This is a genomic window from Pectobacterium araliae (genome assembly GCF_037076465.1).
GTDB classification, from domain to species: Bacteria; Pseudomonadota; Gammaproteobacteria; order Enterobacterales; family Enterobacteriaceae; genus Pectobacterium; species Pectobacterium araliae.
In genome coordinates this window covers 4,137,058-4,156,702 of sequence record NZ_AP028908.1, presented here as the reverse complement: position 1 = coordinate 4,156,702, position 19,645 = coordinate 4,137,058, and the positions used below count along the sequence as shown (strand labels likewise).

At 52.6% G+C, this 19,645-nt stretch carries 24 protein-coding genes; 8 read left to right on the top strand and 16 right to left on the bottom strand.

What is annotated here, in order from left to right:
• Nucleotides 1-5: 5 nt before the first annotated feature.
• The gene (gene yjgA / locus AACH44_RS18870) at nt 6-557 is read right to left on the bottom strand and encodes a ribosome biogenesis factor YjgA (protein WP_261849045.1); all 552 of its coding nucleotides are present in this window, start codon (nt 555-557) and stop codon (nt 6-8) included.
• A 295-nt stretch (nt 558-852) separates the two neighbouring features.
• On the opposite strand from yjgA, the gene pmbA reads away from it, so the two are divergent.
• Nucleotides 853-2,193, top strand: a complete 1,341-nt coding sequence (gene pmbA / locus AACH44_RS18865; RefSeq protein WP_261849046.1) for a metalloprotease PmbA — start codon at nt 853-855, stop codon at nt 2,191-2,193.
• Between the two features lie 64 nt (nt 2,194-2,257).
• Here the strand turns inward: pmbA and rnk are convergent, their stop codons facing one another.
• From rnk to AACH44_RS18805, 12 genes are all read right to left on the bottom strand, one after another.
• Entirely contained in the window at nt 2,258-2,668 is a 411-nt protein-coding gene (gene rnk, locus AACH44_RS18860; protein WP_261849047.1) for a nucleoside diphosphate kinase regulator, read from the bottom strand.
• A 165-nt stretch (nt 2,669-2,833) separates the two neighbouring features.
• Nucleotides 2,834-3,106 carry a PTS phosphocarrier protein NPr gene (npr, locus tag AACH44_RS18855; protein WP_261849048.1) on the bottom strand — a complete coding sequence of 91 codons (273 nt, stop codon included), beginning with the start codon at nt 3,104-3,106 and terminating at the stop codon, nt 2,834-2,836.
• Between the two features lie 31 nt (nt 3,107-3,137).
• Complete coding sequence (rapZ, locus tag AACH44_RS18850) at nt 3,138-3,995, bottom strand: RNase adapter RapZ (protein ID WP_012822088.1); 858 nt, start codon at nt 3,993-3,995, stop codon at nt 3,138-3,140.
• Nucleotides 3,996-4,149: 154 nt separating this feature from the next.
• Nucleotides 4,150-4,623 carry a PTS IIA-like nitrogen regulatory protein PtsN gene (gene ptsN, locus AACH44_RS18845; protein WP_261849049.1) on the bottom strand — a complete coding sequence of 158 codons (474 nt, stop codon included), beginning with the start codon at nt 4,621-4,623 and terminating at the stop codon, nt 4,150-4,152.
• A gap of 96 nt (nt 4,624-4,719) precedes the next feature.
• Nucleotides 4,720-5,007 carry a ribosome hibernation promoting factor gene (gene hpf, locus AACH44_RS18840; RefSeq protein ID WP_005975449.1) on the bottom strand — a complete coding sequence of 96 codons (288 nt, stop codon included), beginning with the start codon at nt 5,005-5,007 and terminating at the stop codon, nt 4,720-4,722.
• 23 nt (nt 5,008-5,030) lie between these two features.
• Complete coding sequence (rpoN, locus tag AACH44_RS18835) at nt 5,031-6,464, bottom strand: RNA polymerase factor sigma-54 (protein WP_338659407.1); 1,434 nt, start codon at nt 6,462-6,464, stop codon at nt 5,031-5,033.
• A gap of 49 nt (nt 6,465-6,513) precedes the next feature.
• Complete coding sequence (gene lptB, locus AACH44_RS18830) at nt 6,514-7,239, bottom strand: LPS export ABC transporter ATP-binding protein (protein ID WP_261849051.1); 726 nt, start codon at nt 7,237-7,239, stop codon at nt 6,514-6,516.
• A 3-nt stretch (nt 7,240-7,242) separates the two neighbouring features.
• Nucleotides 7,243-7,815, bottom strand: a complete 573-nt coding sequence (gene lptA / locus AACH44_RS18825; RefSeq protein ID WP_261849052.1) for a lipopolysaccharide ABC transporter substrate-binding protein LptA — start codon at nt 7,813-7,815, stop codon at nt 7,243-7,245.
• Nucleotides 7,796-8,362, bottom strand: coding sequence for an LPS export ABC transporter periplasmic protein LptC (gene lptC, locus AACH44_RS18820; RefSeq protein WP_261849053.1), 567 nt, complete (start codon nt 8,360-8,362; stop codon nt 7,796-7,798). Before lptC ends, lptA begins: the two co-directional genes overlap by 20 nt.
• Nucleotides 8,359-8,925: a 3-deoxy-manno-octulosonate-8-phosphatase KdsC gene (gene kdsC / locus AACH44_RS18815; RefSeq protein WP_261849054.1), complete on the bottom strand. Its 567-nt coding sequence runs from the start codon at nt 8,923-8,925 to the stop codon at nt 8,359-8,361. Before kdsC ends, lptC begins: the two co-directional genes overlap by 4 nt.
• 19 nt (nt 8,926-8,944) lie before the next feature.
• Nucleotides 8,945-10,018 (bottom strand): arabinose-5-phosphate isomerase KdsD, encoded by a 1,074-nt coding sequence (gene kdsD, locus AACH44_RS18810; protein ID WP_261849055.1) that lies wholly within the window; start codon nt 10,016-10,018, stop codon nt 8,945-8,947.
• Nucleotides 10,019-10,077: 59 nt separating this feature from the next.
• A complete protein-coding gene (locus AACH44_RS18805) occupies nt 10,078-11,043 on the bottom strand; it encodes a calcium/sodium antiporter (protein ID WP_261849056.1) in 966 nt (321 codons plus the stop codon).
• 328 nt (nt 11,044-11,371) lie between these two features.
• Between AACH44_RS18805 and mlaF the strand changes: the two genes are divergently transcribed.
• From mlaF to murA, 7 genes are all read left to right on the top strand, one after another.
• Entirely contained in the window at nt 11,372-12,184 is an 813-nt protein-coding gene (gene mlaF / locus AACH44_RS18800; protein ID WP_261849057.1) for a phospholipid ABC transporter ATP-binding protein MlaF, read from the top strand.
• Nucleotides 12,185-12,191: 7 nt separating this feature from the next.
• Nucleotides 12,192-12,974: a lipid asymmetry maintenance ABC transporter permease subunit MlaE gene (gene mlaE / locus AACH44_RS18795; RefSeq protein WP_261849058.1), complete on the top strand. Its 783-nt coding sequence runs from the start codon at nt 12,192-12,194 to the stop codon at nt 12,972-12,974.
• Between the two features lie 4 nt (nt 12,975-12,978).
• Nucleotides 12,979-13,545: an outer membrane lipid asymmetry maintenance protein MlaD gene (mlaD, locus tag AACH44_RS18790; protein WP_261849059.1), complete on the top strand. Its 567-nt coding sequence runs from the start codon at nt 12,979-12,981 to the stop codon at nt 13,543-13,545.
• 12 nt (nt 13,546-13,557) lie between these two features.
• Entirely contained in the window at nt 13,558-14,187 is a 630-nt protein-coding gene (gene mlaC, locus AACH44_RS18785) for a phospholipid-binding protein MlaC (protein WP_261849060.1), read from the top strand.
• Nucleotides 14,188-14,200: 13 nt separating this feature from the next.
• Entirely contained in the window at nt 14,201-14,491 is a 291-nt protein-coding gene (gene mlaB / locus AACH44_RS18780) for a lipid asymmetry maintenance protein MlaB (protein ID WP_261849061.1), read from the top strand.
• Nucleotides 14,492-14,625: 134 nt separating this feature from the next.
• Entirely contained in the window at nt 14,626-14,880 is a 255-nt protein-coding gene (ibaG, locus tag AACH44_RS18775; protein WP_261849062.1) for a BolA family iron metabolism protein IbaG, read from the top strand.
• Between the two features lie 80 nt (nt 14,881-14,960).
• Nucleotides 14,961-16,223: a UDP-N-acetylglucosamine 1-carboxyvinyltransferase gene (gene murA, locus AACH44_RS18770; RefSeq protein ID WP_261849063.1), complete on the top strand. Its 1,263-nt coding sequence runs from the start codon at nt 14,961-14,963 to the stop codon at nt 16,221-16,223.
• A gap of 107 nt (nt 16,224-16,330) precedes the next feature.
• Here the strand turns inward: murA and degS are convergent, their stop codons facing one another.
• The 3 genes from degS to zapG all read right to left on the bottom strand — a co-directional run bounded on the left by degS (nt 16,331) and on the right by zapG (nt 19,600).
• Nucleotides 16,331-17,428 (bottom strand): outer membrane-stress sensor serine endopeptidase DegS, encoded by a 1,098-nt coding sequence (gene degS, locus AACH44_RS18765; RefSeq protein ID WP_261849064.1) that lies wholly within the window; start codon nt 17,426-17,428, stop codon nt 16,331-16,333.
• 134 nt (nt 17,429-17,562) lie between these two features.
• Nucleotides 17,563-18,933 (bottom strand): serine endoprotease DegQ, encoded by a 1,371-nt coding sequence (gene degQ / locus AACH44_RS18760; RefSeq protein WP_261849065.1) that lies wholly within the window; start codon nt 18,931-18,933, stop codon nt 17,563-17,565.
• Nucleotides 18,934-19,195: 262 nt separating this feature from the next.
• Nucleotides 19,196-19,600 (bottom strand): Z-ring associated protein ZapG, encoded by a 405-nt coding sequence (zapG, locus tag AACH44_RS18755; protein WP_261849066.1) that lies wholly within the window; start codon nt 19,598-19,600, stop codon nt 19,196-19,198.
• Nucleotides 19,601-19,645: the final 45 nt, after the last annotated feature.

Here is a 19,645-nt window from a genome sequence, read left to right as displayed (position 1 = left end):
CGCCGTTAGTTTGTGGTCTCAGCCAGTTCGCGCAGATACTGGAAGATCTGGCGGGCGGATTTCGGCGGTTTATTCGTCGCTTTCTCTTTCTGCGCATTACGCACCAGAGAACGCAACTGCTGACGGTCAGCATGGGGATACAGCGCCAGAATATCGGGGACCACATCGTCACCCTCTTCAATCAGACGGTCGCGCAGCTGTTCCAGCTTGTGGAACAACGCCACCTGCTGATTATGACGGTTGTTCAGCTTATCCAGTGCGGTTTGGATTGGCTCTGGATCGCGGGCGCGCAGCATTTTACCAATCAGCTGTAGCTGACGGCGGCGGCCTTCTTTCTTGATCCGCTGCGCCAGTTCTACTGCCGCACGCAGATCGTCGTCCAACGGGATCTTCTCCAGGGCGTTTTTGCCCAGATCAACCAGTTCCGCACCAAGATCTTTCAGTGCTTCGGCATCGCGCTTTATTTCGCTTTTGCTGACCCAGATAATTTCATCATCTTCATCGTCTTCTTGGTTATCTGGGGCATCGTTCAGCCAGTCTTCGTACTTTTGCTTCATGGTTGGCTCCTAAAAAGTGTCCAGGAGCAATTCGTAACGCTACGCGTAGCGGCTCCGGGATGGTGAACAACGTGCCCACCAGAAAAAAGAGGCTGATACTAACAGGTTTGGGCTTTGTGCGAAATTGTCCGTAGATCCTGTTAGACTAGAAAGCATTATGCTACACCTTTTTATGCTCTATATACTTCACGTTGCCTGTGTGTTGGCTGCGCGCAGTATATAGAGTATACGCCCCTTTTGTGCTCGTTGCGGGGATGATGATGGTGAGCTTTCTTCCACTCATTATGGCAGAACAATGACGATAACTACTCAGGTTGCAGAGCAGCGTAAAGCGCTGGAACTCGCGGTTGCTCAGGCACTGGAACTGGCGCGTGCCGGTTCTGATGCGGCAGAGGTTGCGGTGTCAAAAACGACGGGCATTAGCGTCAGTACCCGTTATGGTGACGTTGAAAATGTTGAATTCAACAGCGATGGTGCGTTGGGCATCACGGTTTATCACCAACAACGTAAAGGCAGCGCATCGTCTACCGATCTCAGCCCGGATGCGATAGCCCGTACGGTACAGGCCGCGCTGGATATTGCGCGTTATACCTCTGTCGATCCTTTTGCTGGTCCGGCGGATCGGGATCTTCTGGCGTTCGACGCGCCGGATCTGGATCTGTTTCATCCCACCGAGCTGGATGCGGATCGCGGCATTGAATTAGCCGCTCGCGCAGAACAGGCGGCGTTACAGGCTGACAAGCGCATCACTAACACCGAAGGCGGCAGCTTTAACAGTCACTACGGCGTGAAGGTGTTCGGCAATAGCCACGGCTTGCTGAAAAGCTACTGCTCTAGCCGTCATTCTATGTCCAGTTGTGTGATTGCCGAAGTAAATGGCGATATGGAGCGGGATTATGCCTATACCGTTGGCCGTGCGTTGGACGACTTGCGCAGCCCGGAATGGGTGGGCGAAGAGTGCGCGCGCCGCACGTTATCCCGCTTGTCACCGCGTAAACTGCCCACCATGCAGGCACCAGTGATGTTTTCTGCGGAAGTCGCGACAGGTCTGTTTGGTCATTTAGTGGGGGCTATCAGCGGCGGCAGCGTTTATCGTAAATCGACCTTCCTGCTGGATAAACTGGGTCAGCAGATTCTGCCGGAGTGGCTGACGATTGAGGAACTGCCGCACTTGTTGAAAGGGCTGGCCTCTACGCCGTTTGACAGCGAAGGCGTGCGGACGCAGGCGCGTGAAATTGTGAAGGCGGGCGTGTTGCAGACCTGGCTCATGACGAGCTACTCCGCACGTAAGTTGGGAATGCAAAGCACCGGTCACGCGGGCGGGATTCATAACTGGCGGATTGCCGGACAAGGTTTAGATTTCAACGGCATGTTGAAACAGATGGGCAAAGGCCTGCTGGTAACCGAACTGATGGGGCAGGGTGTAAGCGGTGTAACGGGGGATTATTCCCGTGGGGCATCCGGCTTCTGGGTCGAAAACGGCGAAATTCAATACCCGGTCAGCGAGATTACGATTGCGGGTAACCTGAAAGACATGCTGCGCAATATTGTGACGGTAGGGAACGATATCGAAACCCGAAGTAATATCCAGTGTGGTTCTGTGTTGCTGCCAGAAATGAAGATTGCAGGGGAATAAGCCTGTTCTGCATAAGTAACCGTCGCCGTCGGCAATGTCCGACGGCTGTTACTCTATCTCTGGCTTAGCGGTGGTATTCGCCCGCAGCTTCTGGCTGATAGAGTAGTTCTACTACTTCAATTCGCGTTTCTTCACCGTTTGGCAACTGCCAGGTGATAGAATTTCCTACATGCATTCCCAATAGTGCCGCGCCCAGCGGAGCCATTACCGACAGCGGTTCTTTACTGTCCTTCACGGCGGTTGGATAAACCAGCGTGCGGATGTGCTCTTCGTTGGTATTCAGATCGCGGAAACGCACCCGACTATTCATGGTGACGACATGTGAAGGAATCGATGCCGAAGGCAGAATGTCTGCCCGATCCAGCTCCTCATTCAACGCCTGTGCGATAGCGCTGTCCGCGAATGCGGGCTGCTCCAATAACTTATCCAGACGTTCTGCATCCAGTTCACTGATGGTCAGGTTAGGTTTCGTCATACTCCTCTCCAGTTGATGTTTTCAGATGATATAAAAATAACCCCCGCGCTCAAAGGAGCAGGGGGGTATAAGAAAATATGATATATGTGGATAGTAGGAGGTTCGGGGAGGAAAGTGAAGCGATCCTTGTCACGAAGGCTTGTCGATAGCTCGCTAAGGAAATAGCTAGTCCTCGTCGAACCCAGCTTCAAACAGCCCGATGACGGCGGCAAGCGCCTGTTCTTCATCTGGGCCAGTGGCTTCCACCTCAATGAGACGCCCTTTGGCCGAGTCCAGCATCAACATGGCAATCACGCTGCTAGCTTCGGCTTCGGTGCCGCTGTCATTACGCAACATCACTTGTGCATCAAAGCTCTGCACTAGCTCGAACAGCTTCATCGCGGGGCGAGCGTGCATACCGAGCTTATTTTTGATTTCAACCGTTTGCCGGACTGTCATGAGTTACTTGGCTCTACTGGTTCGCCGACTATCACGAGGGTTTACGTTTTTCCAGCGTACGGTGGCGTGACTGTACATTCTTACCGCGTGAGCGGAAGTAGTCAGCTAACTGCTCAGCGACGTACACTGAGCGGTGTTTACCGCCGGTACAGCCAATGGCGACAGTCAGGTAGCTACGGTTATTGGTTTCCAGCATCGGTAGCCACAGCTCCAGGTAGCTGCGAGTCTGGTAGATGAAGTTGTGAACTTCGGTATGTCTATCGAGGAAGGACGCAACGGGTTTATCCAGACCGGTCATCGGGCGCAGTTTCGGGTCCCAGTGCGGGTTTGGCAGGAAACGCACGTCAAAGACGTAATCCGCGTCGATAGGAATACCATGCTTGAATCCGAACGATTCGAACACCATCGTGAGCTCGCGTTCTCGCTTGCCGAGCAGCCGGGTACGCAGCATTTCGGCCAGTTCGTGCACCGACATCTCTGAGGTGTCGATAATCAGATCGGCGCGTGAACGCAGTGGTTCCAGCAGGTCGCTTTCTTCATCAATCGCGCTTTCCAACGACAGATTCTTACTGGACAGCGGGTGCAGGCGGCGAGTATCGCTATAGCGACGGATCAGCGTGTTACGATCGGCATCCAGAAACAGCAACTGAGGCGAGAAACTTGATGGCAACTGCTCCATCGCATGCTCGAAGATCTCTGGCGATTCCGGCATATTGCGCACGTCAATGCTGACCGCTGCGGAAATGTTACGCGCCGCAAGCGTATTCGCCAGTTCTGGCAGCAGAACAACAGGCAGGTTATCTACGCAGTAGAATCCCATATCTTCCAATGCACGCAGGGCGACAGATTTTCCTGAACCTGAGCGACCGCTGACAATCATCAGCACCATCTGACGACTCCCCTCTGGCAACGTGATGGCGAATTTTCATTGCCATGATTTTTATGATGTATCGCTAAAAAATGACGGCTTAACGCACGGATTGCAAGTATTCTCTCGTTCTACCGCGAATCGCCCGTCATCGTGAGTATGATGATCGTTTGGTTTAACCCGCTTCCGTCATAATCTGGTACAGCTCTTCATCGCTTTGCGCTGCGCGTAGGCGTCGGCAAACCGTTTTATCCGCCAGTCGCTTGGCAACCAGCGACAGGGTATGCAGATGGGTTTTACATTGTTCCGCCGGAACCAGCAAGGCAAAAAGCAGATCAACGGCCTGATTATCAATGGCATCGAAAGCGATCGGTTGCTCTAACTGGATGAAAACACCGATGGCACCTAGCGCATTATCGTCTTCCAGCTTGCCGTGAGGAATGGCAATGCCGCCGCCGATTCCCGTGCTGCCCATCCGCTCCCGGGTCAGGATGGCATCAAAGATAATCTGCGAAGGAATGTTAAGCTGCCAGGCGGCCAGCTCGCTGATAATTTCCAATGCCCGTTTCTTACTCTGGCAATGGACGGTGCTTCGGGTGCACTCAGGACGTAAGACGGTGCTGAGTTGCAATACGGGATCGTGGCTCATTTTATTTTCACTTAACGACGCTTTCACTTCTGGTGATCCCACGCCATCCATCGGATAGCGTGGGTTTGTTCCTTTGCCAAATGGCAAAGGAGAAGATTAGTGCTGCTTGAGTTTATCTTTGTGCTTATTGAGCTGTCTTGCCAGCTTATCAATCAATAAATCTATCGCGGCGTACATATCTGCCGCTTCGGAGGTTGCATGCAGCTCCCCACCATTAACATGGAGCGTGGCCTCGGCAATTTGCTGAACTTTTTCCACTCTCAATACCACATTGACCTGATTAATCCGGTCAAAATACTGCTCTAATTTGGCGAATTTGCCATTCACAAAATCACGCAGTGGTTCAGTGATCTCGATGTGGTGTCCGGTAATGTTGAGCTGCATAGTGTCTTCCTTCTCTGTTGAGATCAAATCAGTTGTTTACGCTGATTCGATGGTGGGATAGATAAAGACTCTCGGTATTTTGCAACGGTTCGCCGCGCCACGATAATGCCCTGATCGGAGAGCAGCGCCGTCAGCTTGCTATCGCTCAGTGGCTTCACCGGGTTTTCCGCTGCAATAAGCTTCTTCACCAACGCGCGGATTGCCGTTGACGAGGCTTCTCCGCCGCTATCGGTATTAACGTGGCTGGAGAAGAAATATTTTAGCTCAAAAATGCCGCGTGGGCTGTGCAGGAACTTCTGTGTCGTCACGCGTGAGATGGTGGATTCATGCATATCCACCGCCTGCGCGATGTCTGCCAGTACCATGGGCCTCATGAATTCTTCACCCTGATCGAAGAAATCCTGCTGCTGCTCGACGATGCAGCGGGTTACCTTCAGCAGCGTGTCATTGCGACTTTCCAGGCTTTTGATGAGCCAGCGCGCTTCTTGCAGGTTGCTGCGGATAAACTGTCCGTCGCTGTCGTTGCGCACGCTGTTACCCAGCGCGGCATACTGCTGATTAATCTGCAAACGGGGAACGCTGTCGGTGTTCAATTCAACGGACCAGATTCCCTGAATTTTACGTACCAGTACGTCAGGGATAACGTATTCAGATTCACCGGTGTTGATCGATTGTCCTGGACGGGGATCGAGTGATTGGATCAGCGCCAGAGCTTCTTTCAGCACCTCTTCTTTCAGGCGCGTGATGCGGATCAAGCTGCGGAAATCATGGTTGGCTAACAGATCGAGATGATCGCTGACGATCAGGCGAGCTTCGGTCAGGCGTGGCGTGTCGTCAGCGAACTGGGAAAGCTGCACCAGCAGACAATCGCGCAGGTCGCGGGCGGCGACGCCAACGGGATCGAAGCGCTGCACGCGTTTGAGTACGGCTTCAACTTCTTCCAGCGTCACGTCGTCGTCACCGATGCTGTCAAGAATGTCCTGTAGCGGTACGGTCAGGTAACCGGTGTTGTCCACCGCATCGACGATAGAGGTCGCGATAGCGGCGTCGGTGTCGGAAAATGGCGTCAGCTCAACCTGCCACATCAGGTAATCCTGAAGTGTTTGCGTAGTTTCGCCTTGATAAATTGGCAATTCTTCATCGCGATAGTCGGTGCCGGTGCCCGACGGCGTGCCTGCAGAGTAGATTTCATCCCAGGTGGCATCAAGCGGCAATTCTTCCGGCATATCCCGTTGCTCAAGGGCTTCACCGGTATCCAGTGAATCGCTGTTTGCCTTTTCAAATGACTCGATTTCGTCGTGCTGATCCGTTTGTTCGAGCAACGGATTACTTTCTAACGCCAGTTGAATCTCCTGTTGCAATTCAAGCGTGGACAGTTGCAACAGGCGGATCGCCTGTTGGAGCTGTGGAGTCATGGCCAGTTGCTGGCTAAGCCTGAGTTGCAAACCTTGCTTCATAAATCGCGCTAACGTCCCATAAGTACTGCAAAGAGAAAATATTACCCTATCAGAGTCGGAAGCCTTCGCCCAGATACACGCGTTTTACCTGTTCATCGGTCAGAATATCGGTCGGTGAACCGTGGGCGATCAGGTTGCCCTGACTCACGATGTAGGCTCGTTCACAGACATCAAGCGTTTCGCGGACGTTATGATCGGTAATCAACACGCCCAGCCCGCTGTCACGCAGATGTTCAATGATTTTTTTTATATCCAGTACGGAGATCGGGTCTACGCCCGCAAACGGTTCATCCAGTAGGATGAACTTCGGATTCGCTGCCAGCGCACGCGCAATCTCTACGCGGCGTCTTTCTCCACCGGACAGCGATTGTCCCAGACTATCGCGCAAATGAATAATATGGAATTCTTCCATTAGCTCATTGGCACGATCTTCCTGCTGCTCGGTCGTCAGATCTTTACGGATCTGTAACACCGCCATCAGGTTGTCATAAACGCTTAAGCGACGGAAAATAGAGGCTTCCTGCGGCAGATAGCCGATGCCGCGCAGCGCACGTTCGTGCAAAGGAAGCAGGCTGATGTCATCGTCGTCAATGACGATGCGTCCTTCATCACGCGGGACGATGCCCACTACCATGTAGAATGTCGTGGTCTTCCCTGCACCGTTCGGTCCGAGCAGGCCGACGATTTCACCGGAATTGACGGTGAGGCTGACGTTTTCCACGACCTTACGGCCTTTGTACGCCTTAGCCAGATTTTCTGCGGTTAATGTTGCCATAACTTATTCAGTGACCCGTGGTTGCGGTTGCTGAGAACGAGAAGGCTGGCTTTTGTTCTCTTTCTCCTGAAGCTGAGAGGGGACTAACACCGTCGTCACGCGTTTTCCTTTATCGCTGGTCGCTTCCATCTGCTGTTGTTTCACCAGATAAGTGATGCGATCGCCTTTAACATTGCTGTCCTGCTGTTCCAGATAGGCATTACCTGTCAGAACCAGAATGTCTTTAGCCAGTTCGTAGCGGATTTTCTGCGCGTGGCCTTTTACCGGTTTACCGTTGTCCTGCATCTGGTAGAACGTCACGGGGTTACCGTAACCTTCCACGACTTCACTGCCTTGTGCGCCTTGCGGGCGCGTCACGACGACCTTGTCGGCTTTCACCTCAATCGTGCCTTGCTTCACGACAACATTGCCAGTGAACGTCACTGTGTTGCCCTGCATGTCCAGAGATTGCTGTGCTGAATCAATGTGAATAGGTTGGTTGCTGTCACCCGTTACGGCAAAGGCGGAAACGCTGACGGCAAACAGCGAGCTGGCGATCAGGGTGTTACGCATCAGGTTATTGGTTTTGGATTTCATAAGAGGTTTTTACCTTTTCGATCAACTCGGCCGTTTTATTGCGCAGATTCCCGCGCATTTTCATTCCGCTTGAGGTAAAGCTGGCGCCGTACAGGGTGACTTCATCATCGGAAGAGACGTCCTGCGTTACCAGGTTCACCTGGGCATTATTCGTTGTGATGCGCTGAAGCTGAGTGTCCTTTGTCAGGCTATTCACCTCGACGTGGCCATACAGATAGAGCATCCTGTCTTTTGTCAGCTTGGCGCGATCGGCGCGTACTGACCAGGTTGCCGTGCCCTGTTCATTGAACAGCGTGGCAACGGGGGTCGTAAACCAACTCAACTGCTCATCGTTGAAATACTCCGCTTTTTCCGAAATCAGCCTGTAGCTTAGTTTACCCGCAGGGCTGTATACCTGCGTGTTGGTCTTTTCGCTGGTATAGACTGGCACCGTTGGGTCATTGGCATCGGGTGTCGATACGGTGTCGTCATCCGCAATATTCCAGCCGATGAGGATCAGCACCAATAGAGCCAGAAAAGCGGTCAGCCAACGCTTGGTTTTACTCATATCGACAACCCTTTGGCATGCTCCAGCTTGTCCTGCGAGAACAGAATCAAATCACACAGCTCGCGCACTGCGCCACGCCCCCCCGCAATCCGAGTGACATAATTCGCACGCGGTAACAGCAGCGGGTGGGCGTCCGCTACGGCAACGCTCAAACCAACCTGTGCCATTACTGGCCAGTCGATCATGTCGTCGCCGATATAGGCAACCTGATTTGCTGTGACCGACAGTTTATCCAACAGATCGTTGAAGGCCAAAATCTTATCCGATTGCCCTTGGTAAAGGTGGTTAATGCCCAGTGTTTTACAGCGATCTTCCAGCAATTTTGCGGAACGTCCGGTAATGATGGCAACCTCAAGGCCGGACGTTAGCAAACAGCGAATACCATAGCCATCACGGACGTTAAACGCTTTCAGCTCTTCGCCGTGGTTGCCCATATAAATCAGACCATCGGACATCACGCCGTCAACGTCGCAAATTAACAGGCGAACCTCACGGGCTTTATCCAGTACCTGTTGATCGACAGGTCCATAGCAGGTATCGGTTTGCGCCCTGACTTCACTCATTCACTATTATCCTTTCTTATTAAACCACGCCAGCCCGCAGCATATCGTGCATATGGACGATCCCGACCAGACGATCGTTTTCTGCCACCAGCACTGAGGTGATATGGCGTGACTGCATCAGGTTAAGTGCATCCACCGCCAGCGTTTGCGGTGCGACCCGGATGCCGCCCGCGGTCATCACATCAGCAATACGCGCGCTGTTCAAGTCAATATTCATGTCGAAGATGCGGCGCAGGTCACCATCGGTAAAGATGCCCTGAATTTTCATATCCGCCTCGCAGATTACCGTCATACCCAGATTTTTGCGCGTAATTTCCACCAGCGCATCACGCAGCGAAGCATCGTGTGGGACATGGGGAATCTCGTCACCTGAATGCATGATATCGCTGACGCGCAGTAAAAGTTTGCGGCCAAGTGCGCCACCGGGGTGAGAAAGCGCGAAATCTTCGGCCGTAAAGCCGCGCGCCTGTAACAGGGCTACGGCCAGCGCATCGCCCATGACCAGCGTTGCGGTGGTGCTGGTGGTGGGGGCCAGACCGAGCGGGCAGGCTTCCTGTGGGACGTGGACGCACAGGTGAATATCCGCTGCCTTACCCATCGTACTTTCGGGTGCGCTGGTCATGCAGATCAGGAACACGTTCTGGCGTTTCAGGACGGGAATCAGCGACAGAATTTCATGCGATTCGCCAGAATTGGAGATGGCGATCACGATGTCGTGCGGTGTTACCATCCCGAGGTCACCGTGGCTGGCTTCGCCTGGATGGACAAAAAAAGCAGGCGTACCGGTGCTGGCGAAGGTTGCGGCAATCTTGCAGCCGATGTGGCCGGACTTGCCCATTCCCATCACCACCACTTTGCCCTCGCAGTGAAATATCTTTTTGCAGGCGAGGGTAAAATTGTCGTCAATGTATTGATCTAATTGCGCAAGCCCATCGCGTTCGATACTCAGTACCTGCTTGCCTGCCTGCTGGAAATCGAAATCTGCGGGTAGTTCATGCCCCTTCTGTAGCGTGTGATCGGCTTGTGGTGCGTGATCGGATAGTGCACGGTCAGACGGCTGTTTTAGATGAGCATCTTGTTCAAACTGTGACATACCAATAGTCCTGATTAGGGTGAAAACGGAACAGCGTCATTATGAAAAACAGAACTTCTTTATGAAAAGCAAAATAGAGCCGCCAGATAGGCGATAAACGCGCAGCATAATAATGCGCCTGCGCCCTGTCCTATACGGCGTTTTTTGCTGAGGCACAGTGCGGTTAACAACACGCTAGCCGCCAGCATGACCCAATAGTCGCGCTGAAAAACTTGAGGATTCAGTACACCCGGTGAGAGCAGCGCGGGTACGCCCAAAACAATCGCGATATTGAAAATGTTCGAGCCAATCAGGTTGCCCAGCGCAATATCATCTTCTTTTTTCAACGTCCCAACGATGGCAGTAGCCAGTTCAGGCAGGCTGGTGCCGATCGCCAATATGGTCAGCCCGATGGTCAATTCGCTGACATCGAAGTAGCGCGCAATGACGGTCGCGTTATCCACCACCATCCGGGCGGCCATCGGTAAAATAATCACACCGAGAATCAGCCATAGCACGGCAGCCATTTGATTGCTGTCGTCCTGCGGCAGTTCCGCCAACTGTTCACGAGTCAGGCTGTCGCCGCCTTCTCGCTGCGCCTGTTGTGCCATACGCAGTATCAACACCAGACACAGAATAGCGGCGAAGAGCAGCATCATGCCGTCGGCACGGCTCAGATAGCTATCATGTAGTAAAACGCCACACAATAAAGTGACGGACAACATGAGCGGCAATTCTCGACGCAGCAGGGTTGAATGTACCGTGAGTGGGCGAATGAGTGCCGCGCTGCCGAGAATGAGTAAAATATTGGTGATATTGGAGCCGATAACATTGCCGACAGCCATATCGTTTTGATTGTTTAAGGCCGCGGTAACCGAAACGATCAGCTCAGGTAGTGAGGTGCCGAAGCCGACAATGGTGATGCCGATGACAAAGGGAGGTAAGCCGAGAGAACGCGCAAGCACGGCGGCGCCATAGACAAGACGATCGGCACCGTAAACCAGTAATAGCAAACCAACGAACAAGAGTAGTGTTGCAAACAGCATGCAGCGTCCTTTATAGGATATAATCACTAGCTTGTTGTCGAATAAGTCAGTATTCCTGGACAATTTTCGCACAAAAAGCGTTTTTCTGTGATGAGTGCTAATTCTGACGGCGCTTGGCGAAAAAGTAAAACCTGTCGCGATAAGTAAAATCAGGTAACGGTTTATGCCGCCATTTTGGACAAGAACTTACGGTAAGTTTTTGTAAAACTCGCACCTTGATGAAAGTCAGCCGTTAGGCTGGAGTGAAAGACACGCTGTAAGCGTACTGGCGTACTGGCGTACTGGCGTACTGGCGTACTGGCGTACTGATTGGTAAGGAATGGAAATAATGAACCATGAGGCAACTAATCTGGTTGAGATCCGTGGTCTTAGCTTTCGGCGCGGAGAGCGAGAAATTTTTACAGACATCACGCTGAATGTGCCTAAAGGCAAGGTCACTGCGATCATGGGGCCTTCCGGTATCGGCAAAACCACATTGCTGCGCTTGATCGGCGGGCAGCTACCGCCGGGCAGCGGCGAAATCTGGTTTGATGGCGAGAATATTCCGACGTTGTCGCGCAGTGAACTGTACAACGCACGCAAGAAAATGAGCATGTTGTTTCAGTCCGGGGCGTTATTCACCGATTTGAACGTGTTTGATAATGTCGCCTGGCCGCTGCGTGAACATACCCGACTGCCGGAATCCTTGCTGCGTAGCATCGTCATGATGAAACTGGAAGCCGTGGGGTTACGTGGAGCCGCCGAGCTGATGCCTGCTGAACTTTCCGGCGGTATGGCGCGGCGAGCAGCGCTGGCGAGAGCCATCGCGCTCGACCCACAGCTGATTATGTTTGATGAACCTTTTGTCGGGCAAGATCCGATCACGCTGGGGACACTGGTGAAGCTCATCGACGAGCTGAACCATGCATTGGGCGTGACCTGCATTGTGGTTTCTCACGATGTGCCAGAGGTGATGAGCATCGCCGATTACGCCTATATCGTGGCCGACAAGCGGGTAGTGGCGGAAGGAACGGCGGATGAACTGAGGGCGAACAATGACCCACAGGTTCGTCAGTTCCTGGATGGTATCGCTGACGGGCCAGTGCCTTTCCGTTTTCCTGCGGGTGACTATAAAACGTCGCTGCTAGGTTCAGGAGGTTAACGCAGTCATGTTATTACGGACGTTGGCGTCGTTGGGGCGTCAGGGAATCTCCACCAGCGCCTCGTTTGGGCGCGCCGGGCTGATGCTGTTTAATGCGCTGGTGGGTAAACCCGAATTCAGAAAACAGTGGCCGCTGTTGGTGAAACAGCTTTATAGCGTTGGTGTGCAGTCGCTGCTGATCATCATGGTGTCCGGCCTGTTCATCGGCATGGTGCTGGGGTTGCAGGGCTATATCATCCTGACGACGTACAGCGCCGAAGCCAGTCTTGGCATGATGGTGGCGCTGTCGCTGCTGCGTGAACTTGGTCCGGTGGTGACGGCATTACTGTTCGCTGGACGTGCAGGTTCCGCGCTGACGGCGGAAATTGGGCTGATGAAGGCAACCGAGCAACTCTCCAGCATGGAGATGATGGCGGTTGACCCGCTGCGTCGCGTTGTCGCACCGCGCTTCTGGGCGGGGCTAATCAGCATGCCGCTGTTGGCGGTGATTTTTGTCGCCGTGGGGATCTGGGGTGGCGGGTTAGTCGGTGTGGACTGGAAAGGTATCGACAGCGGATTCTTCTGGTCTGCCATGCAGGGCGCGGTTGACTGGCGTCAGGATGTGTTGAACTGCGTGATTAAAAGTATCGTATTTGCGATTACCGTGACCTGGATTGCACTGTTTAACGGCTATGACGCGATCCCGACGTCTGAGGGGATCAGTCGTGCAACGACACGAACCGTTGTGCACTCGTCGTTAGCGGTACTGGGATTGGATTTTGTGCTGACAGCACTGATGTTTGGGAACTGAGTCGATGCAAACAAAGAAAACTGAAGTCTGGGTTGGTGTGTTTATGTTGATCGCGCTGGCGGCCATTCTCTTTTTATGCCTGAAAGTAGCCGATCTCAAATCGATCGGCAGCGAGCCAACGTACCGTCTGCACGCGACGTTTGACAACATTGGCGGGCTGAAAGCGCGTTCTCCGATCAGAATTGGCGGCGTGGTGGTTGGCCGCGTAGCGGATATTTCGCTGGACGAGAAAACGTACCTGCCGCGCGTGGCGATGGATATTCAGCAGCGCTACGATCATATTCCTGATACCAGTTCTCTGGCCATTCGTACCTCCGGTTTGCTGGGCGAACAGTATCTGGCACTGAACATTGGGTTTGAAGATGAGGAAATGGGCACCGCGATCCTGAAAGACGGTGGTGTGATTCAGGACACTAAGTCAGCGATGGTGCTTGAAGACCTCATCGGCCAATTCCTATATAAGAGCGGTAGTAATAGCGAAGATAATGCCGGTCAATCGGGTACGGAGCCAGGTGCCGATCCTGCGGCAACGCCTGAGCACAACAACGAACCTGTTCCTTCACATCCATAAGAGGATATCTGCATGTTTAAACGTTTACTGATGGTGGCTTTACTGGTGGTCGCGCCATTAGCCAACGCGGCGGACCAAACGAATCCCTACAGTCTAATGAGTGAGGCGGCGCAAAAAACCTTTGATCGCTTGAAGAACGAACAGCCAAAGATCAAACAAAATCCTGACTATCTGCGTACTATCGTACGTGAAGAGCTATTGCCGTATGTTCAGGTGAAATATGCTGGCGCGTTGGTTCTGGGACGCTATTACAAGGATGCGACACCGGCACAGCGTGATGCTTATTTCAAAGCGTTTGAAGCCTATCTGGAACAGGCGTACGGTCAGGCTTTGGCGCTGTATCACGGCCAAACCTATCAAATTGTGTCGGGACAGCCGCTGGGCAATGCCGATATCGTTTCCATTCGCGTGACCATCGTTGATAACGGCGGCCGCCCTCCGGTACGTCTGGACTTCCAATGGCGTAAGAACAGCAAAACCGGTAACTGGCAGGCCTTCGACATGATTGCCGAAGGGGTCAGTATGATCACCACTAAACAGAACGAGTGGGCGGCAGTACTGCGTCAGAAAGGCGTTGATGGCCTGACTCAGCAGTTGGAGTCCTCGGCGAAGCAGACAATTACGTTGGATCAGAAAAAGTAATTTGGGTGTGAACATGGCGAACGCATTGAACTGGCAGGCACAGGACGCCACGCTGGCATTAACAGGCGATCTGGATCGTGAAACGCTGTTACCGTTCTGGCAGCAGCGTGAATCGTTGCTGACGGGTAAAACTACGCTGGATGTGTCTGGATTAAATCGCGTTGATTCTGCTGGGTTAGCATTGCTGATGCACGTTTATCAGCAGCCGTCTTCAGGCGGAGAGATAGCGATTGTCGGTGCCAGCGATCGGCTAAAAACGCTCATTGCGCTCTATAACCTGAATGAAATCATTCCTGTGTCTTAAACGGTAACGCGGGTTACTGGATTCGCCCCTTTAGGCATCGTCCGAAGGGGCGTATTCTTTGTTTAAGATAGCGCCATATTCATCTAAGATACCTCCCTGTAAATCATCTCCCCCTGACATAGAAATCGAGAGCGATGGAAAATAACGAAATTAAAGACGTGCTGATGAACGCATTGGCACTGGAAGAAGCCCATGTTTCTGGTGATGGCAGCCATTTTCAGGTCACCGTAGTGGGCGGACTTTTTGCTGGAATGAGCCGAGTAAAAAAACAGCAGGCTGTTTATGCGCCGCTGATGGAGTACATCGCGGATAACCGTATTCATGCATTGTCAATCAAGGCCTATACGCCGGAAGAATGGCAACGCGACCGTAAACTGAACGGCTTCTAAGTATTCCCCGTGCGAGTGGGAATAAACTGCCGGTCTCAGTGTGACGACATATTGAATTAAGACATCGAGATACAAAGACTATGGATAAATTTCGTGTTCAGGGGCCAACCCGTTTAGCGGGGGAAGTGACCATTTCCGGCGCCAAGAATGCTGCGTTGCCCATCCTGTTCGCTGCGCTACTTGCAGAAGAGCCGGTAGAAATTCAGAACGTACCGAAACTGCGTGATATTGATACCACCATGAAGCTACTCGGTCAGTTGGGTGCGCGCGTTGAGCGTAACGGTTCCGTCCATGTGGATGCCAGCGATGTAAACGTGTTCTGTGCGCCGTACGATCTGGTGAAAACCATGCGTGCCTCTATCTGGGCGTTGGGGCCGCTGGTGGCGCGTTTCGGGCAGGGGCAGGTTTCTCTGCCCGGCGGCTGTGCGATTGGCGCGCGCCCAGTAGATTTGCACATTTACGGCCTTGAGCAGCTCGGTGCGCAGATCGTGCTGGAAGAAGGCTATGTGAAAGCGACGGTTGATGGTCGTCTGAAAGGTGCACATATCGTGATGGATAAAGTGAGCGTCGGTGCCACGGTAACCATCATGAGTGCGGCAACGCTGGCGGAAGGCACTACAATTATTGAGAACGCGGCGCGTGAGCCGGAGATTGTCGATACGGCAAACTTCCTGAATACGCTGGGTGCGAAAATCAGCGGTGCAGGCACGGATAAAATCACCATTGAAGGTGTTGCGCGTCTGGGTGGCGGTGTCTACCGCGTGGTGCCTGACCGTATTGAAACCGGGACATTTCTGGTCGCGGCTGCGGTATCTCGCGGTCAGATTATCTGCCGTAATACCCGTCCTGATACGCTGGATGCGGTATTGGCGAAGCTGCGAGAAGCAGGCGCGGAGATCGAAATCGGCGAAGACTGGATTAGCCTAGATATGCACGGTAAGCGCCCGAAAGCGGTTACCGTTCGCACGTCGCCGCATCCGGGGTTCCCGACCGATATGCAGGCGCAGTTCAGCCTGTTGAATCTGGTCGCAGAAGGAACGGGTGTGATTACCGAAACCATCTTCGAAAACCGCTTCATGCATGTGCCTGAGCTTATCCGTATGGGCGCACAGGCGGAAATTGAGAGCAATACCGTGATTTGCCACGGCGTTGATAAGCTGTCTGGTGCGCAGGTGATGGCGACCGACTTACGTGCGTCGGCTAGTCTGGTGTTAGCGGGCTGTATCGCGGAAGGTGTGACGATAGTAGATCGTATTTATCACATCGATCGTGGCTACGACCGTATCGAAGATAAGCTGCGTGGGTTAGGTGCGAACATTGAGCGCGTTAAAGAACACGAATAAGCGCTTTATCCGTTTTCTCTTCAAATAATATTTGCCAGCCGGGTGGGTTCCCACCCGGTTTCTTGTTTACCTGCTGATACTGTTTTATCCACTCGCCTCGGATGCCGCTATTGGGTAGGGAATTCCTGAATCGTCATTTGTAGCGTGAATTGCTTTTTATCGCGCTCAATCGTGACCGGAATGACGGTGCCGGGACGTATTTCTGAAACCTGTTCCATGGTTTCGATAATCGAGCGTGCAGGCTTATTGTTTACGCTAACGATGACGTCTTCAATGCGGATACCTGTTTTATCCGCCGGGCCACCGGGATCGATAGTCTGAACGAGAATACCGCTTAATCTGCCCTGTGCACCGTTATTATTGGTAAGGCTACTGGTTTCTATGTTCTCAAGCTGTACGCCGTTGATGCCAATATAGCCGCGAACCACACGACCATCGCGAATCAGTTTACCCATCACTTTGGTAGCCAATGCGACGGGGATCGCGAAGCTAATGCCTTCCGGCGTTTCGCCATTGCTGCTTTTATCAAAAGAAAGGGTATTAATACCAACCAGTTCACCGAGCGTGTTGACCAGCGCACCACCAGAGTTTCCGTGGTTAATTGATGCATCGGTTTGCAGCAAATTTTGGCGTCCTACCTGGCTTCGTTGTTGGCCGTAAGTGCTGAGGCTGACGCGGCCAGTGGCGCTAATAACGCCCTGCGTAACGGTTTGCCCTAGGTTATAAGGGTTACCGATTGCCATGACGACATCGCCGACATGCGGGATACGGTCTGGATTCATGGGAATAACGGGTAGATTGACGCCATCAATTTGCAACACAGCCAGATCTGTTAGGGTATCGGAGCCGATTACGCGGGCTTCATACAGCCGGCCATCTGACAGCTCGATCTGGATTTGCTGCACGTTATTAATCACATGCTTATTGGTTAAAAGATATCCTTTGTCGTTCATGATGACGCCAGAGCCCAAAGGGTGAATGGCGACTTCATTGGGTTTTTCCGTATTGGCAACCCGATTATAAATATTAACCACAGCAGGAGTCGCACGGTTGACACCCTGGTGGTAGCTTACGGGCGAGCCATCAGTATTTCCGCCATTGCTTTTCAGAAACGACGTGCCAGACCCGATAAACGGCAGTACTGCCAGAATAATTCCGGCGACAAGGGCACCAAATAGTGCTGAACGTAATAATTTAGCAAGCATGGCCGTGAGTTACTGTGGAGAGGGAGATAAAAGGAGGATATCACGAGAAGTTCGGACACCGCATGACTCGGTGTCCGATTTTTTATGGCGAGCCATCCTTGGCCCGTTAAGCTGCCGAAAAAAACGACAAGCGATTAACGCAGCAGCAGATAAATCGTTTCTTCGCCCCGGACGATATTCAGCGCCAGAACGGAAGGTTTCGCTTCCAGCAGTTTGCGCAGTTGCGTGATGTTTTCAATACGCTCGCGGTTTACGCCGATGATGATATCGCCTTTTTGCAGGCCAACCTGCGCGGCAGGAGTGTCCTTAGCGACGTTATCAATCTGCACACCCTTGCTGCCGTCTTTCAATTGGCCATTGGTCAGGGAAGCCCCCTGTAATGACGGTGAAAGCGTTTCAGCGCTGGTTGATGCTGATGAGCTGTTATCCAACACGACGGAAACTTCCTGCGGTTTACCATCACGCAGCAGGCCGATTTTCACGGTCTTGCCCGGCGCGGTGGTGCCGACTTTGGCCCGCAGTTCGGCAAAGCTGCTGATCGGTTTGCCATCCAGCGTCGTCAATACGTCGCCCGCCTTGATGCCGGCTTTGGCCGCAGCGGATTTCGGTAAGACTTCGCTGACGAAAGCACCGCGCTGAGCATCGACGTTAAACGCTTTCGCTATTTCCGACGTCATTTCGCTGCCTTTAATACCCAGCAGCCCGCGTTTGACCTCGCCGAATTCAACCAACTGCTGCGCCAGATTCTGGGCCATGTTGCTAGGGATGGCGAAACCGATGCCGATATTTCCACCGCCCGGTGCCAGGATCGCGGTATTGATACCGATCAGCTCACCGTTGAGGTTAACCAGCGCTCCACCGGAGTTACCACGGTTAATGGACGCATCGGTCTGGATGAAGTTTTCTAACCCTTCAAGATTCAAGCCGCTACGCCCCAGCGCGGAGATAATACCAGACGTTGCCGTCTGGCCGAGGCCAAATGGGTTACCCACGGCAACGGCGAAATCACCAACGCGCAACTGATCGGAATCCGCCATTTTCACAGAGACCAGATTTTTGGCGTTATTCAACTGTAGCAGGGCGATATCGGTCTGCTCGTCACGACCAATCAGCTTCGCTTCATATTCACGCCCGTCATTAAGCTGGACGCGTATTTTATCGGCGTTGTTGATGACGTGATTGTTGGTGAGCACATAACCTTTTGCTGCATCAATAATCACACCGGAACCCAGCCCCTCAAATGGGCGAGTATTTTGTTTGTCCGTTGGGAAATTCGGACCAAAGAAGAATTTGAATTCTTCTGGTACGCGCTGACGCTGTACCTGTGTACCTTCAACATGCACGCTGACGACGGCTGGCAAGACTTTCTCCAGCATCGGGGCCAGACTTGGCGTCTGTTGCCCTTGAACCACGGCAGGCAGCGCAGCATTCGCTACGGGAAGCGTGGACAGGGTCAAACCGATACTCATTGCCAGTGCACTAAATAGTAATGATGTTTTTTTCATTGTTATTAACTCTCTCACGGCCTGCGGATGAATAAAACGATGATATATAAACTTAAAGACACGGTGAAGAGTCAGACTGGCGATCAATGTGTAAAGTTCACTGCTGTTTCGTCAGTAGATTGTAACTATCGCTTTTATACAGTGAGTTATCAGGCGATGGCAGCCTGTGGCGCGCGTCTTAAACGTCAAACGCTTTAAGCGTAGAACAAGAGAAGGGAAAACGTGAGGCCGGGAAGCCTCACATTTAAGGTGCTTACATGAATTACTTACGAATCGGGCGCTCGCCCCGAAGCAAACCTGAAGCACCATCGGAATAATCGCGTGGTGGCATGTTGACCGGAGCCTGATCGTTATCCGCTTCTGATTCGGTCAGACGATATTTAAACGGATTATCCTGACCAGGAACGTGAGGTAACAGGCTATTGGAGCTTTTCGCCATGTGCTGATAAAGCTGACGATAGTCATCCGCCATGTTGTCCAACAACTCCGCGCTGCGGGCGAAGTGTCCAACCAATTCCTGACGATAATCTTCCAGTTCGGTTTTGCTTTTCTCCAGCTCATTTTGCAAGACCTGCTGTTGCCGCAGCTTACGGTTACCAAAGCGCATGGCGACAGCACCAATAATAATACCGACAACTAAACCTATCAGCGCATACTCCCAAGTCATAATAGCTCCTATTTTGACGTTGTTGTCCCGTAGGGTTTTTCACTT

Excerpts from the sequence above, each read along its gene's own strand:
- yjgA (WP_261849045.1), bottom strand. The coding sequence starts at position 557 with ATGAAGCAAAAGTACGAAGACTGGCTGAACGATGCCCCAGATAACCAA.
- pmbA (WP_261849046.1), top strand. The coding sequence starts at position 853 with ATGACGATAACTACTCAGGTTGCAGAGCAGCGTAAAGCGCTGGAACTC.
- rnk (WP_261849047.1), bottom strand. The coding sequence starts at position 2,668 with ATGACGAAACCTAACCTGACCATCAGTGAACTGGATGCAGAACGTCTG.
- npr (WP_261849048.1), bottom strand. The coding sequence starts at position 3,106 with ATGACAGTCCGGCAAACGGTTGAAATCAAAAATAAGCTCGGTATGCAC.
- rapZ (WP_012822088.1), bottom strand. The coding sequence starts at position 3,995 with ATGGTGCTGATGATTGTCAGCGGTCGCTCAGGTTCAGGAAAATCTGTC.
- ptsN (WP_261849049.1), bottom strand. The coding sequence starts at position 4,623 with ATGAGCCACGATCCCGTATTGCAACTCAGCACCGTCTTACGTCCTGAG.
- hpf (WP_005975449.1), bottom strand. The coding sequence starts at position 5,007 with ATGCAGCTCAACATTACCGGACACCACATCGAGATCACTGAACCACTG.
- rpoN (WP_338659407.1), bottom strand. The coding sequence starts at position 6,464 with ATGAAGCAAGGTTTGCAACTCAGGCTTAGCCAGCAACTGGCCATGACT.
- lptB (WP_261849051.1), bottom strand. The coding sequence starts at position 7,239 with ATGGCAACATTAACCGCAGAAAATCTGGCTAAGGCGTACAAAGGCCGT.
- lptA (WP_261849052.1), bottom strand. The coding sequence starts at position 7,815 with ATGAAATCCAAAACCAATAACCTGATGCGTAACACCCTGATCGCCAGC.
- lptC (WP_261849053.1), bottom strand. The coding sequence starts at position 8,362 with ATGAGTAAAACCAAGCGTTGGCTGACCGCTTTTCTGGCTCTATTGGTG.
- kdsC (WP_261849054.1), bottom strand. The coding sequence starts at position 8,925 with ATGAGTGAAGTCAGGGCGCAAACCGATACCTGCTATGGACCTGTCGAT.
- kdsD (WP_261849055.1), bottom strand. The coding sequence starts at position 10,018 with ATGTCACAGTTTGAACAAGATGCTCATCTAAAACAGCCGTCTGACCGT.
- AACH44_RS18805 (WP_261849056.1), bottom strand. The coding sequence starts at position 11,043 with ATGCTGTTTGCAACACTACTCTTGTTCGTTGGTTTGCTATTACTGGTT.
- mlaF (WP_261849057.1), top strand. The coding sequence starts at position 11,372 with ATGAACCATGAGGCAACTAATCTGGTTGAGATCCGTGGTCTTAGCTTT.
- mlaE (WP_261849058.1), top strand. The coding sequence starts at position 12,192 with ATGTTATTACGGACGTTGGCGTCGTTGGGGCGTCAGGGAATCTCCACC.
- mlaD (WP_261849059.1), top strand. The coding sequence starts at position 12,979 with ATGCAAACAAAGAAAACTGAAGTCTGGGTTGGTGTGTTTATGTTGATC.
- mlaC (WP_261849060.1), top strand. The coding sequence starts at position 13,558 with ATGTTTAAACGTTTACTGATGGTGGCTTTACTGGTGGTCGCGCCATTA.
- mlaB (WP_261849061.1), top strand. The coding sequence starts at position 14,201 with ATGGCGAACGCATTGAACTGGCAGGCACAGGACGCCACGCTGGCATTA.
- ibaG (WP_261849062.1), top strand. The coding sequence starts at position 14,626 with ATGGAAAATAACGAAATTAAAGACGTGCTGATGAACGCATTGGCACTG.
- murA (WP_261849063.1), top strand. The coding sequence starts at position 14,961 with ATGGATAAATTTCGTGTTCAGGGGCCAACCCGTTTAGCGGGGGAAGTG.
- degS (WP_261849064.1), bottom strand. The coding sequence starts at position 17,428 with ATGCTTGCTAAATTATTACGTTCAGCACTATTTGGTGCCCTTGTCGCC.
- degQ (WP_261849065.1), bottom strand. The coding sequence starts at position 18,933 with ATGAAAAAAACATCATTACTATTTAGTGCACTGGCAATGAGTATCGGT.
- zapG (WP_261849066.1), bottom strand. The coding sequence starts at position 19,600 with ATGACTTGGGAGTATGCGCTGATAGGTTTAGTTGTCGGTATTATTATT.